This is a genomic window from Gordonia hydrophobica NBRC 16057, from assembly GCF_001592365.1.
GTDB lineage: Bacteria > Actinomycetota > Actinomycetes > Mycobacteriales > Mycobacteriaceae > Gordonia > Gordonia hydrophobica.
In genome coordinates this window covers 106098-119777 of the sequence record NZ_BCWU01000006.1, presented here as the reverse complement: position 1 = coordinate 119777, position 13680 = coordinate 106098, and the positions used below count along the sequence as shown (strand labels likewise).

At 66.6% G+C, this 13680-nt stretch carries 12 protein-coding genes and 1 pseudogene; 6 read left to right on the top strand and 7 right to left on the bottom strand.

Annotation, left to right across the window (positions count from 1 at the left end; all coding sequences use genetic code 11):
* Positions 1–115: 115 nt before the first annotated feature.
* Positions 116–643 (bottom strand): TetR/AcrR family transcriptional regulator, encoded by a 528-nt coding sequence (locus tag GH2_RS11610; RefSeq protein WP_066167711.1) that lies wholly within the window; start codon positions 641–643, stop codon positions 116–118.
* Between the two features lie 53 nt (positions 644–696).
* Here GH2_RS11610 and GH2_RS11605 point away from each other — a divergent pair, with 53 nt between their 5' ends.
* Both GH2_RS11605 and GH2_RS21295 read left to right on the top strand, forming a co-directional pair.
* Complete coding sequence (locus GH2_RS11605) at positions 697–1524, top strand: SDR family NAD(P)-dependent oxidoreductase (protein ID WP_066167708.1); 828 nt, start codon at positions 697–699, stop codon at positions 1522–1524.
* Positions 1525–1621: 97 nt separating this feature from the next.
* A pseudogene (locus GH2_RS21295) lies at positions 1622–2523 on the top strand (IS481 family transposase); the annotation flags it as partial.
* A gap of 24 nt (positions 2524–2547) precedes the next feature.
* Here the strand turns inward: GH2_RS21295 and GH2_RS11600 are convergent.
* The gene (locus GH2_RS11600) at positions 2548–4209 is read right to left on the bottom strand and encodes a hypothetical protein (protein ID WP_066167705.1); all 1662 of its coding nucleotides are present in this window, start codon (positions 4207–4209) and stop codon (positions 2548–2550) included.
* 54 nt (positions 4210–4263) lie between these two features.
* Here GH2_RS11600 and GH2_RS11595 point away from each other — a divergent pair, with 54 nt between their 5' ends.
* Positions 4264–5463 carry a hypothetical protein gene (locus GH2_RS11595; protein ID WP_066167702.1) on the top strand — a complete coding sequence of 400 codons (1200 nt, stop codon included), beginning with the start codon at positions 4264–4266 and terminating at the stop codon, positions 5461–5463.
* A gap of 19 nt (positions 5464–5482) precedes the next feature.
* Here GH2_RS11595 and GH2_RS11590 read toward each other — a convergent pair whose 3' ends face one another.
* Both GH2_RS11590 and ppgK read right to left on the bottom strand, forming a co-directional pair.
* Positions 5483–6862, bottom strand: a complete 1380-nt coding sequence (locus tag GH2_RS11590) for an RNA polymerase sigma factor (RefSeq protein ID WP_066167699.1) — start codon at positions 6860–6862, stop codon at positions 5483–5485.
* A 188-nt stretch (positions 6863–7050) separates the two neighbouring features.
* Entirely contained in the window at positions 7051–7857 is an 807-nt protein-coding gene (ppgK, locus tag GH2_RS11585; protein ID WP_066167696.1) for a polyphosphate--glucose phosphotransferase, read from the bottom strand.
* A 71-nt stretch (positions 7858–7928) separates the two neighbouring features.
* Here ppgK and GH2_RS11580 point away from each other — a divergent pair, with 71 nt between their 5' ends.
* Positions 7929–8813, top strand: a complete 885-nt coding sequence (locus tag GH2_RS11580) for an inositol monophosphatase family protein (RefSeq protein WP_066167694.1) — start codon at positions 7929–7931, stop codon at positions 8811–8813.
* A gap of 274 nt (positions 8814–9087) precedes the next feature.
* On the opposite strand, the gene GH2_RS11575 is transcribed toward GH2_RS11580, so the two are convergent.
* On the bottom strand, positions 9088–10455 hold the full coding sequence (locus GH2_RS11575) for an HNH endonuclease signature motif containing protein (RefSeq protein ID WP_066167691.1): 1368 nt from the start codon (positions 10453–10455) through the stop codon (positions 9088–9090).
* Between the two features lie 847 nt (positions 10456–11302).
* Positions 11303–11983, bottom strand: coding sequence for an envelope integrity protein Cei (gene cei, locus GH2_RS11570; protein ID WP_066167688.1), 681 nt, complete (start codon positions 11981–11983; stop codon positions 11303–11305).
* Between the two features lie 304 nt (positions 11984–12287).
* On the opposite strand from cei, the gene GH2_RS11565 reads away from it, so the two are divergent.
* Entirely contained in the window at positions 12288–12587 is a 300-nt protein-coding gene (locus GH2_RS11565) for a DUF4193 domain-containing protein (RefSeq protein ID WP_066167685.1), read from the top strand.
* 31 nt (positions 12588–12618) lie between these two features.
* Here the strand turns inward: GH2_RS11565 and GH2_RS11560 are convergent, their stop codons facing one another.
* Positions 12619–13146 (bottom strand): DUF3093 domain-containing protein, encoded by a 528-nt coding sequence (locus GH2_RS11560; RefSeq protein WP_066167683.1) that lies wholly within the window; start codon positions 13144–13146, stop codon positions 12619–12621.
* Positions 13147–13188: 42 nt separating this feature from the next.
* Between GH2_RS11560 and dut the strand changes: the two genes are divergently transcribed.
* A complete protein-coding gene (gene dut / locus GH2_RS11555) occupies positions 13189–13674 on the top strand; it encodes a dUTP diphosphatase (RefSeq protein WP_066167680.1) in 486 nt (161 codons plus the stop codon).
* Positions 13675–13680 lie beyond the last annotated feature (6 nt).

The following is a 13680-nucleotide window of genomic DNA, read 5'->3' as shown; positions in this document are numbered from 1 at the left end:
CGTGAGTTCCGCCGGCACCAGGGGGCTCAGATGGCTGAGCTTGCAGGTGTGACCGACCTGAGGAGTGACGGCCACCGGTAATCAATCGTCTAGGTGTACTGACCGGACATGTTGATCAACCGGGCCGGTGTAGGTGTCGAACGGTTTCGATGTGGTCTGCCAACTCATCGTCGGTTAGGGGAGGCAGTCGGAGAAACCATCGGAACAGGAGGGGGGATAGCAGAAGCTCCGTAGCTCGCTCGGGATTGTCGAAGCCGTCAGCAGCAACCACTCGGGCGAACTGCTGCTGCTGAGGCTGAAGAAGGGCAGTGTGGAACTGACGTGCGACCACCTCGTCGCTCTGGACTGCGGCCGCCAGCATCCGCAGCAGTGAGGCTCGCGGTTCTGCCGCGAGTTCGGCACTGGTCGCCTTCAGCGCTTCGAAGAGTTCAGGGTGGCTGCCGACGGGTTCGGACACAGCAGATTCCGCTGCCAAGGCGTCAAACAGGAGTGCATGGATCGATGGCCATGTGCGGTAGAGCGTTTGCTTGCCGACGCCGGCTTGGGCTGCAATGCCTTCCATGGTGAGGGCATTCGGGCCGCCGCGCTCGGCGAGGTGCAGGACGGCGGCGAAGACGCGCGCGGCGGTGGTGGGACGGGCCATGCCACCAGTATAGAAACGAGACGCACCGTTCCGTTTCGTGCTTGAATGGGCTAATGACAACAACGAAGACCTGGCTCATCACCGGCGCGAGCAGCGGCCTTGGCCTTGCGTTGACCCAGCGGGTGTTGGCTGCAGGTGATCGCGTTGTGGCCACGAGCCGCCTGGGCGCGCTGTCTGTGCAGCACCCGTCTCTGACGGTGATGCGGCTCGACCCAGCCGACCGGGATGACTGCTGGCGAGCCATCCAAGAAACTCACGAGGACGCGGGCCGTCTCGACGTCCTGGTGAACAACGCGGGCTACGGCCTCGTCGGTGCTACCGAGGAGGTCAGCGAGGAGAATGCGAGGACCATCCTTGACGTTGATCTTCTCGGCCCCTTGTGGCTCACACAGGCTGCGCTTCCGCTGATGCGCGTCCAAGGCACCGGTCACATCGTGCAGATCTCGTCGACCGGTGGAGTCGGTGCCATGCCCCTGCTCGGGCTTTACAACGCCGCGAAGTGGGGCCTCGAGGGGTTCACCGAGTCCTTGGCAGGCGAGGTCAGCTCGATGGGTGTGCGAGTCACCCTCGTCGAGATCGGTGCCATGGATACCCAGTGGGCGACCTCAAGGATGCAGTTCAGTGCACCAATTCCCGCGTATGACGCGCTGCGCGAACGACTATTCGGAACCACCGTCGTGCCCTGGCCAAGCGATCCTGGGGCCACGGGCGGCGGATCGTCGCCGGAGGCCATCGCCGAGGGGATCCTTGCCCACGTCACCGCACCAGAAGGGCCCTTGCGGCTGGTCCTCGGCGAGGGATCCGCCGACCAGATCCGCATGGTCCTCGATCAACGCCGGCAGGACTATGCACGTCAGCCGGGATTCCAGGTCGAGGACTGACCGGCGCCAAACAGTCGACTGCGCCCATCGACTGGGCTCAGTCGTTCAGGTCGACCCTCGGCGGTGGACCGCTCAGCGTTTCCAGCCACGTCATGAATTGTCCGGAAGGCAGGGATGGCCGATCAGCGAAGTCGCCGCCCGTTTCCAGATGTCCTGGCCGACCGTGAGCGCTGGGTCGACCGCTACCGGGCCGGCGAGTCCACGCAGGATCGGTCGTCACGCCCAAGAACGTCGCCGAACAAGACCCCGAAGGCGGTGATGAAGAGGTGCGTGAGCTTGCGAACGCGACTGCGGGAAGGGCCCGTTCAGCTCGCTTCCCGACTCGACATCGCACCGTCCACCGTGCATCGCATCCTCACGACAGCGCGCCTGAACCGGTTGTCCTACGTCGATCGCGCGACCGGTGAGCCGGTCAGACGGTACGAGTACCTTCACCCCGGGTCGCTCGTGCACTTGGACGTGAAGAAGGTCGGCAACATCCCCGACGGCGGCGGCTGGCGCTACGTCGGCCGCCGCCAGGGCGAGAAGAATCGCGCCGTCACCCCGGGCAAGCCACGTAATCAGTACGGCGGTCCGAAGCTCGGGTACGCGTTCGTGCACACCGTCATCGACGACCACTCGCGTGTCGCGTACACAGAAGTTCATGATGACGAGACGGCCATCACCGCCGCCGTCCTTCACCGGGCGGTGGAGTGGTTCGCCGACCGTAGCGTCACCGTCGAGCGCGTGTTGTCGGACAACGGCGGCGCGTACCGCACACACCTGTGGCGCGATACCTGCGAGGCCTTGTCGATCACACCGAAGCGGACGCGCCCGTACCGTCCTCAGACCAACGGCAAGGTTGAGCGCTTCCACCGCACCATCGCTGATGGGTGGGCCGACGCCCGCTGTTACTGCAGCGAGCAGGAACGGCGCGATGCCCTCGGCGATTGGCTTCACCAGTGCAGCCAGCACGGTCCGCACACGGCCTGCGACAACCAGCCGCCGTTCTCACGTTTGATCAACGTCCCCGAGTCAGTACATCTAGGCGACGAAGGTGCCGTCCGCCAGGTAGGTCCCTCGGCTGTCGCTCATCGTCGGGAACGTCACTTGGATCTGCAGGACGGGTGCGGAGTCGCGGTCGGCGCCGGAGAGCTGTCGCTTGGTGATCTCAAATTTCGCAGACGCGGTGTCGGCGGGCTCTGCACCGACCCGGGCGGCATTCGCCCGAACGATGGCGTCCAGGCGCACCAGGGTGATCTGCGACAGGGCGAAGAACTCGTCGCGCTCGTAATTCGGCGGGTCCGTGTCGGTGGTGACCTGCGGAAAGTGTCCGGAGCTCACTGTCACGTGCGAACTCGCCCCGCGCTTGGCAGCGGGATAGGCGGTCAGGTCGATGGCTGTCGAACTGTCTCCGATGGCGAGGCTTTGAATGCGTGATTCGTTCGGCTCGACGTCGACCAGCGGGAGGAGCGCGGCGGTCTGCGCCAGCAGGGTCGCCGTGTCCTCGGCATCGAAGATGGGGGCGACGGTGCCGTCCAGCTTCGCGTCGAAGTCGCCCGCCTTGATCCGCACCGTGATGAGCGGCTCGTCGTCGGGCGACTCCTTGGTGATCTCGACGCGATCCTGGCCGGACTGCTCGGCCCCGGCAGTCGTGGTGATCTCGTCGTACGCCTGCACGACGATCGCGGGATCGACCGTCGCGATGGGGAAGGAGTTGCGGATGCGCGCAGAACTGTCGGAGCTGGTTCCAAGGGTGATCTCAACCTCGTCGACGTCGAAGTCGCCGTCGTCGTTCTGGTCGGCACGGTAGACGTTCCGCTGCGACGTCGCTCTGTCGAGGACGTCCAGCCGCATCGTGGAGCCGCGGAACTCGATGTCGAGAACGTATCCGGTGCTGCCGGGCGCGTCCTTCTCCGCCAGCGCCGCCAAGCCCTTGAACGCGTCGAGGCCGAACCGGCCGATCGCGCTGTCGACGGTGGGCGTCGGTGACCCGGTCCCGGCGTCGGAGGGGCCGTCGCTCGCCGGGCTCACCTGTGAGAAGACGTCGCCGATGGCCGACGTGCTCGGTAGGACGGCAGCGGTAGCCCCACCGCTGAGGGCGACCGCCACGCAGAAGCAGGCGGTGACCCATCGCGGAGCCACCACGCCGTCGCGGGGGACGGTGAACACCTGCTGCGCTGGGATGTCGTCGGGGATCGATCTGGCCAGCTTGGCGCCGTACTGCTGCAGTTCGTGGGTCATGCGAACGGCGCCCGGCAGGCCCCGTACTTCACGCACGGTCGCTCGCGGGCGATCCTGCACGGCCGCCGCGAGCAGTTCAGGCGACGCATCGGTCCTGGTCGAGGTGACGTACGACGACGACGGGTGCTGCTCGTCGACGACGGTCATCCCGAACCGTGTTGTGCGGTCGGTGCCGTGGAGGTCGGTCTCCACCGAATGGACCGCGGCATGTCGTGGCGACGCACCGGATTCGAAGAAGGGGCCGCCTTCGGCGAGGTCGGGATATGTCGATCGGACCCAGTCTGCACCCCGCAAGCGGCGCGAGCCGGTCACCAGTGCCGCACCGGCCAGAATCAGTCCGGCGATCTGGATTGGCAGTGCGGAGTTGTCGGCGGTGACGGACAGTCCGGTGAACGACACGACGCCCGTGACGACCCCGATCGCGGTGGCCCTCGGGGAGAACCGACGGGTGACCAGGGGCATCGTCAGAGGCTAACACGATGTACGCGCGGCCGACGATGTAGTTATATCGAAGACATGAGGGAACCTGATGGGCGACAGGCCACTTCGACTGCAGCGGGGCGGCCGCCGGTCGTCAGCACCTCCGGCGACGACCTCGACGACCTCCGGTACGGCGCGTATGTCACCGTCGGCCGGGACCAGGCCGCGCCGATCGCCGCGGGCGCCGGTGCTGCGGCGGTTCTCGGGCTGGGTACCTGGGGGTGGGTGGAGTTCGGGCGCGATGACGCCGTCGTCGGGTTCGTGCTCGCCGTCGTGATGATGATCGCGGCGGGCGTGCTCCTCATGGCGACGCGCTATCGGACGCCCAGACTCGGGATCCAGCTCAATCCGACCCACGCGATGGTGGGGAACTGGCCGCGACGCACCTATCAGTTCCCGCGAACCGCCATCACGCGCGTCACCCTGAGCGAGCACCCGTGGGACGGGGAGACTCGGGGCGCGGTGCCTGATCATGATTTCCGGCGGGCCGGTCGGCACTTCGTCGAGATCGCCGTGCGCAGCGGTGAGGTGTTCTGCGTCGCCGTCGACAATCACAACAATCCGGTCCACGACCACATCATGCGCGAACTGGGTCTTGAGCAGCGCGCGACGGTCGAGGCGACCGTTCACGATTCGCCGACGCGTCCTGCACCGACGTCCGACGAGAAACTGTGGGAGGCGGCGCAACGCACCCATGACGAGCTGCTGCTCGCCTATCTCCCGTACGAGACCGAGCCGATGACAGTCATGCGCTATCCAGCGCTGAGCGACATCACGCATCCGGCGACTGCCCGCTTCCACGAGTCGCTGGGGGAGGCGAACGCGTTGCGCACCGACACCATGCCGACCGATCCGGCCTTCGCTGCGGCGTATCGCGATGCGGTGAGACGTCTCGCCGTCGACTGGGCGACGGCTGAGCGTTCTGCGAAACGCGAGGGCACCAGCTACCTGGACCCGAGCGATCGGCGCAAGCTGGACTTGGCGGCCAAACTTCTGCGGCATGCCGAGGGCACGGCCGAACCGACAGAACGTGCGGCGTATCTGCGGCAGATGAAGGCGATCATGGACGAACTCGTCGACACCGGAGCCCTGTACGCCCCACCGCGCATCGTGGCGGCGATCGACGCGGCCGCGACGCGCGCGATCGAGGCCGCCGAGCGCTACCGTGCAGAGAACCCGGGACACCGCGACGCGCGCGATGTCCCGGGTTCTTCCGACGGTGGGGCCGTCGAGTGAACCGACGGCGAAGTCCGAACTAGTCCAGGTAGTCGCGCAGGACCTGCGAGCGGCTCGGGTGGCGGAGCTTGCTCATGGTCTTCGACTCGATCTGACGGATGCGCTCGCGGGTGACGCCGTAGACCTGGCCGATCTCGTCCAGGGTGCGCGGCTGACCGTCGGTCAGGCCGAAGCGCAGCCGCACGACGCCTGCCTCACGCTCGGACAGCGTGTCGAGCACGTCCTGCAACTGGTCCTGCAGCAGGGTGAAGCTGACGGCGTCGACGGCGACGACTGCTTCGGAGTCCTCGATGAAGTCGCCGAGCTGACTGTCGCCCTCGTCGCCGATGGTCTGGTCGAGCGAAATGGGCTCGCGGGCGTACTGCTGGATCTCCAGCACCTTCTCCGGCGTGATGTCCATTTCCTTGGCGAGCTCTTCCGGGGTCGGCTCGCGGCCGAGGTCCTGGAGCAGCTCGCGCTGGATGCGGCCCAGCTTGTTGATGACCTCGACCATGTGGACCGGGATGCGGATGGTGCGCGCCTGGTCGGCCATGGCGCGGGTGATCGCCTGCCGAATCCACCAGGTGGCGTACGTCGAGAACTTGTAGCCCTTGGTGTAGTCGAACTTCTCGACCGCGCGGATCAGACCCAGGTTGCCTTCCTGGATCAGGTCGAGGAACGCCATGCCGCGGCCGGTGTACCGCTTGGCCAGCGAGACGACGAGTCGCAGGTTGGCCTCCAGCAGGTGGTTCTTGGCGCGGTTGCCGTCGCGCGAGATCCACGACAGGTCGCGACGCTGGGCCACCGACAGCTTCTCGCCGGACTCCATGACCCGGCGCAGACGCTCGGTGGCGAACAGCCCGGCCTCGATGCGCTTGGCGAGTTCCACCTCCTCCTCGGCGTTGAGGAGGGCCACTTTGCCGATCTGCTTGAGGTACGCGCGGACCGAGTCGGCGGACGCGGTGAGCTCGGCGTCCTTGCGCGCCTGACGGAGTGCTTCCGACTCGTCTTCGTCCCACACGAAGTCGGGCTTCGGCTCGTCCTTCTTCTTGGTCGACTTCGCCGCGGCCCGGCCCTTGGCCGGCGCGGGCTTCTCGTCCGCGTCGTCGTCATCATCGTCGACGACCAGGTCCTCGTCGGCGAGGTTGATCTGTGAATCGTCGACGTCGTCGAGACCCTCGCCCTGCTCGGTCTCGTCGGCATCCACCGACGGGTCGGCAGCCTTGGTGCTCGCGCGCTTGGCGGCGGTCTTCTTGGCAGCCGTCTTGCGCGCGGTCTTCTTCGCCGCGGTCTTCTTGGCGGCAGCCTTCTTCGCTGGCGCCTTCTTGGCCGGTGCCTTCTTGGCGGGCGCCTTCTTGGCGGCGACCGGCACGTCTCCGGTGGCTTCAGCTGCTACGTCGGTGGAATTGGTGGTTGCCACTTACAACCTTTCGACAGAAATCACGGGCGGCACGGCAAGGCACGTGTCGTGGGGACACGTCGCCGTGGGCGAAGGGGCTTGAGAGCTTCGGTGCGGGACCGATGTGTTCCATTGTAACGACAACGTTGCCGAGAGCACATGCGCCTACCGGTTCTGGTCCGTCAGAACAAGCCCGAATCCAGCAGAAATCAGAACGAAAGGCCCTCGTCGACGGCGATCGCCGCACCGACGATCCCCGCGGTGTTGCGCAGTTTCGCTGCGACGACCGGCGTCTGGTTGGTCAACAGCGGAATCCATTGATCACCCTTGCGGCTGATGCCGCCACCGACGATGAAGAGCTCGGGGGAGAAGATCGCCTCGTAGTGGTGCAGGACCTTCGAGACCTTCTTGCTCCATTTGGCGAGTGTCCACCCCTTGTCGTCGCGGACCTTGGCCGACGCCTGATGCTCGGCTTCCTTGCCGTCCACCTCGAGATGGCCGAACTCGGTGTTGGGAATCAGCGTGCCGTTGTAGATCAGGGCCGATCCGATGCCGGTACCGAACGTCAGCAGAATGACGGTTCCCTCAGAGGTGTCGGCGCCGCCTCCGAAGCGATGCTCGGCGATACCGGCCGCATCGGCGTCGTTGAGCACCGAGACGCGGCGGCCGCCGAGCCGTTCGCTGAACAGCGCCGTGAGGTCGGTGCCTTTCCAACTGTCGTCGATGTTGGCCGCCGAGCGCATGACGCCGTTCCGGACCACCCCGGGCACGGTGAGCCCGACCGGACCGGTCCAGCCGAAGTGCTCGACGATTTCGGCACACGCGTCGGCGACCGCGGCCGGTGTGGCGGGCTGCGGGGTGGGGATGCGGTGCCGGTCGCCGACGAACTCGCCGGTCCGCAGGTCGACCATCGCGCCTTTGACGCCCGAGCCGCCGATGTCGATGCCGAAGCCCGTGTGCGACGAAGGACTGGGGGAATGATCGGAGGCCAACACAGTGACCCGTGCGTTGGACAATGGTCCGCCTTTCTCAGCAGGTGGAAGCCGTGACGACGATCCGACTTGGAAGGTCACTCTAGACTTTAAGCGTGAGGTCTCCTGAATATTCTGCTGCGCCCACCGAACTCGCAACTATCGCCGTCCGCGTCGCCGAGCGAGCCGCCGAGCACGTTCGCGACCGACGCACTGAACTCTTCATGCCGACCGGCACCCGGACCGCCGATGACGCGGTGTCGTCGAAGTCGACTCCGACCGATCCGGTGACCGTCGCCGACACCGAGACCGAAATCCTCATCCGCGACCTGCTGCACCGGGAGCGACCGTCCGACGAGGTCCTCGGCGAAGAGGCGGGCGGATCCGTGGCAGTGCCGAGCGGGGTGCGATGGGTCGTGGACCCGATCGACGGGACGGTCAACTTCCTGTATGGGATTCCGGCCTACGCGGTATCAGTCGCAGCGCAGGTCGACGGTCGGTCAGTGGCCGGAGCGGTGGTCGACGTGGCTCGCGGCGTCACCTACTGGGCGGCGGAGGGCGAAGGCGCCTGGGCCGTCGGATTGGGCGGCGAGAAGGACGACGCCGTGCGGTTGTCGTGTAATCCGATCACCGATGTCGGCCTGGCCCTCGTCGCCACCGGCTTCGCCTACTCGCAGGAGCGACGCACCAGACAGGGCGCGTTGATCGGCGCGCTGCTGCCGCAGGTTCGGGACATCCGGCGCGTCGGCGCTGCCGCGATCGACCTCTGCATGGTGGCCTCCGGCGCGGTGGATGCGCACGTGGAACACGGCCTGAGTCCCTGGGACTGGGCAGCGGGCGGGCTGATTGCGGCGGAAGCAGGAGCGCGGGTGGTGCTACCTCCCGCGGACTCCCGCGCCGACGACGGACACGCCACGATCGCTGCGGCACCTGGCATCGCCGACGCCTTCATTGCAACGCTCGACCAGATCGGCGCCTGCGACGCGCTGCCGACGGGGTAGAGGGGGTGGCGGGTGTTTGCCCGCCTCCTCGTGTGGAGCGGCGTGAATGTTTGCGCCCGCGCGGGCAGGGACAGGGTGGTCACGTCCGCGTGGGGAGCGGCGTGAAGGGTTGCGCCCGCGCGGGGAGCGGCGGAGTGGTCACGCCGCCTCGGCAGTCCTCGCTCCTCGGCTAGCGCCTCGTCCCTGCGGAGAGCTCGGCGGTCGTGACCACTCCGCCCCTCCCCGCGCTGCTTCCTGCGTCGTGCGGGTCGACGTCGTGCGCTTGTGCGGCGGCTTACGCTGCTGCCGTGGGTGCGGCGGTCATGGTCCTTCTCGCGTTGGAGCGAATCGGTTCGCGGTGGCGGTCCGGGTGCTGCGGGTCGAGAGGCGGGCGGAACCACGGGTGGCGGTCGTGGCAGATGAACACTTCCCAGCCGGTCTGATGGATCAGGGTGTGGTGCATGCGGCAGAGCAGGACGCAGTTGTCGATCGAGGTGTCCCCGCCCTTCGACCAGGGGGTGCAGTGGTGGGCGTCGGTCCAGGAGATCGGGCGTCCGCAGCCCGGGAACGCGCAGCCGCGGTCGCGGGCTTCCAGCGCTCGGCGGAGGCCGGCAGTCACCGAGCGGTGCTCGCGGCCGACGTCCAGGGGCGCGGAATTCTGGTCGAGGAGCACGCGGCGCATCGCCGCTTCACAGAGGACCAGTCCGACGGTCGCCGGGGACACCGGGCCGGTGAAACCGAGTGACGCGACTTGGGACGAACTCTCGGGCGCCGAACCTGGTGCGCTGGTGCCGTTACCGCATTGCGTCGGGACGATCATGGTGACGTGCGGGAGAACCCCTCCCGATACGGTCGGCCGGTCCTTCCCGTTCAGGTAGGTGCGAATGACATGGGCGAGGGCATCGGATCGACGTTGCTTAGCGGTGCGTGGATCCCGTGAGCCGTCGGGCTGCGGAATCGGCTTACAGAGCGGGTCGAGCGCCTGATTGAGTTCCTCCCCGGTCAGCGCGTCCAGATCGAGCGTCCCGGTGGTGTGACCATCCTCGCCGGTCACCAACGTCATCTCATTGAGATCCTGATTCTCCGCGACCGGTATCGCGTCCGGGTCAGTGTCGTCGATCTCGGGCGCCCATTCGAGAGCGAGTTCCCGAGCTCGCTGGGACACATCCGCTGGCGTGACCTGGCAGGACAGTCGCCGCGCCAGATCCGCGCGCCGATCCTCATCCAGTGGAACCCGCTTGCCCACGAACGTGATGCCTTTTCCGATCGCATCGAGCTGTTCGATCGGAACACCGCCGGTCCTCGCGTGCACCATCACGCCCGGCATCGTGTGCGCGGCGTGCCCGGTCCGCGCGTATCGATGGGCGGCTGCCGGCGTGATCCCCAACTGTTTGAGGAGGTCGGTGCTGGTTTTGACTCGTTTCCGAGCCGGTAACCCGGCCCGGTCGGCGGCGTCGGTCAGTCCCGACATCGCCGTCCCAGCGAGATTGACCACCCGAGTCAATTGCACCATGGTCTGCCCGATGACAGCGTCATCGAAACCGACAGTGGAAGGAGTCGCGCATAAACGGGCGAGTTCTCCTCCGGGTGCAGCGAGGGTGGGTGGGCTGAGCGCTTCGATGAGCGCGTCAGCGAATTCAGTGATGACGTCGACAATAGCCATGGCAATCCCCCTTGCCTTCCTTAGCGAACACGCCCCCGATGCGGGCCGCAATCCTGGCTGAGCACGCCCCGATGGGGAACGCACCCTGAAATGTGTAGCGGAGCATCGCCTCCGGCCCGGGATCACCGAGCAGGAGAACAGACGCACCGCTGACGTTGGACAACACGCACGACACCGAACCCGACGCAAGCAGTCACCCTGTCGCCAGACCCACCCGAACCCGAGGAGACAGGGTGGTCTGGCGACGTCGCAGGACAGGCCGCCGACCCGAAGGCCCAGCACTAGATCACCCGCATCGCCCGACCCCAACCCAAGGGGCCGACTCGAGAAGCGACTCCAACCCAAGGAGCCCGACCCGAGGGGCGACTCCAACCCAAGGAGCCACCCGAGACGATTCGGCGTCGATCCGCATAACCCCTGCCGGCCGAACCCTCGAACCGACGGCGGTCCTGCTTCCGTGCGCACCCACCGACCACCCCTTAAAGCCCCGTGCTACGGAAGCAGTCCGTGTCGCCTGTGCGCGACGGCTATGAAGTTCTCAAACAACACGAGACGACCTTCCAGTCATCTCGATGAAGCTGTACATACTATGATATTCGCCACGTAAGAATAGAACAAGAGTTCGAGAAGATTGAATTCATTGTCATACCCAGCAGCTAGTGTCGGATCTGACCGACGGCACCAATCAGCAACCGTTGACGAGACCGGTGTGGTCAACGGTGAGATTGGGGAGGAATGAGCGCGCTGCGCAGGCTGTTTTCAGTGGACCGTGAAGGCTGTTGCAGTCGGCATCGCAAAGCAGAGCGCGGCGTGCTGGCAGAAAATCGGCGAAGAGAGAGGCGGAAAGCTAGCAGCTCTGACTGTGCACGGACTCGATGAGCGACCGGTCGATCGCCGTCTTCGGGTTCTTCGGATCCACCGACCGGAGGGCTTCCAGTGCTGCTTGCATGTCCTGGGTGGGACGATCGCTAGCGTAGTACTCGCCGAGCACGAGGTCGACGTCGGTGCCCTTGCGTCCGTCGTTGACCAACTGGGCGCACGGTGCCGCGAGCCAGACGGCCGCGGCCGCGGCTTGGCCCGCCTGACCGAAACGGATCTGGCCGACGCAGTCGAGGCTGCGGTCGGCGTACACGGTGTCGTCGCCGTACGCGGGCTCGCCGGGGGTGAAGCCCTCCGCGACGAGATCGTCGCTCGCCGAGCGAGCGGCACCGCGATCAGCGCCGGCGTTGAGCACGCTGACGCGGAATGTCGTCAGCCCGGCCGGCGCGACGCTGAGCATGTCCGTTTCGCTGACCGTCTTGAGTTCTGTCGGCGCCGGGGCTCCCGACGCGGTCGACGCCGCGGCGACCGGATCGCTGCAGTCGGTGGGGCGGGCGTCGTCTCCACCGTCGAACAGCACCACGGCCCAGGTGGTGATGGCGGCGACGGCGAGGACGGCGACCACGATCAGTGCGGGAACCATGCGGCGACGCCGGAACGGTCGGCCCTTCACATCGGTCGTATAGCCGGTGGCGATCTTCGAGACCACGACGCTCAAGCACCTACTCTCCGGTAACGGGGGACGAGACCGCCGGGTCGCAACCGGGCGTCGGAACCACCTTAAACGCCGCTCGTCGCTTGTGTCCGCAGGCCCGTCGGCGCGCCGACATAAGTCGACTTCGGGGCCTCTGACCGGCGCAGTTGCTCGTTGCTTGACTTGTCAGGTCGGTCCACCTAGAATTCGGTCGCCCAACATCATCGCTTGTCGATGTGAGGAGCTGAGACCGACACCACAAGTGCGGTCCCCCTTAGCAATCCGCAACGACACCTACAGAACCCAGGTTAGGCACATTATGGCAACCGATTACGACGCACCGCGTCGCAGCAACGACGACGACATCGCGGAGGATTCGCTCGAGGAGCTCAAGGCTCGTCGTAATGAAGCGAAGTCCGCCGACGTCGATGTCGACGAAGGCGATACCGCCGAGTCGTTTGAGCTGCCGGGTGCGGATCTGTCGGGCGAGGAGCTGTCCGTACGAGTGGTCCCGAAGCAGGACGACGAGTTCACGTGCACGAGCTGCTTCCTCGTCTATCACCGCAACCGTCTCGCCGAACAGCACGGCAACGAGATGATCTGCGTGGACTGCGCCTGACAGATCGGCGGCGTGCTCGCCGCGCGGAGCGTCAGCTCTGCGCGGCGTTCTTTGTCTCTGTGTCCCGTCCTGCGTCGCCGAGTCCGAGCGCAGCCAGTACCTGAGCCGGGTGCCGAGTCGATAGCAGCCAGTACGGCGTCGGGTCGTCGGGGTCGTCGAGCACCACGAGCACCATCGTCTTGATCCAGGCGTGATGGACGACATATGCCGCCGGATCGAGCTGTCGGCCCATGGCCGCACTGCGCTGCGAGGCGGCGATGACCGCACCGCGCGCGATCACCTCGGCAGGGAGCACGGCCTTGCCCGCATGCAGAGCGCCGTCGGCGTCGACGCGGATCGGGGTGCGGCCCATCGAGAACAACATCCAGCCCAGCAGAATCGCGAGAACCGGGTACGCAACCACGCTCCAGGGCTGTCGGTACGCGGCGAGCTGGATCTCGTAACCGAGGAGTCCGACGACCACCAGCGACGCGAGCCACCACCACCACGGAATGGTGAGACGTTCGTGGTAGCGGTCCGACCGCGACGAAGACGAGGACTGCGGAGCTTCTTGAGTCACGGCCCCAAGCCTAGTGCGGCAGCGGCCTAGTAGTCTGCGGGGGTGACCTCGCCTGTGACGCCTGATACGTCTCCGCCGTTGCGGATCCGACGACTGGATCCCGACCTGCCCTTGCCCGTCCGTGCGCATCCGGACGACGCCGGCATCGACCTCTACGCCGCTACCGATCTGGTGCTCGCTCCTGGTCGACGGCAGCTGGTCGGCACGGGCATCGCCATCGCACTGCCGGTCGGCACCGTGGGCCTGATCCATCCGCGGTCGGGGTTGGCCGCGCGTGCCGGACTGTCGATCGTCAACACCCCGGGCACCGTCGACGCCGGGTACCGCGGCGAGATCAAGGTCTGCCTGATCAACCTCGATCCGGAGGCGCCGATCACGATCGCACGCGGCGACCGGATCGCCCAACTGCTGGTGCAGCGTGTGGAGCTGCCGCAGGTGGTCGAGGTGGACGAGCTCGACGACACTGATCGGGGCGCGGGCGGATACGGCTCCAGCGGGGGCCACGCGATTCTGGCATCGGAGGGATGAGTAGAC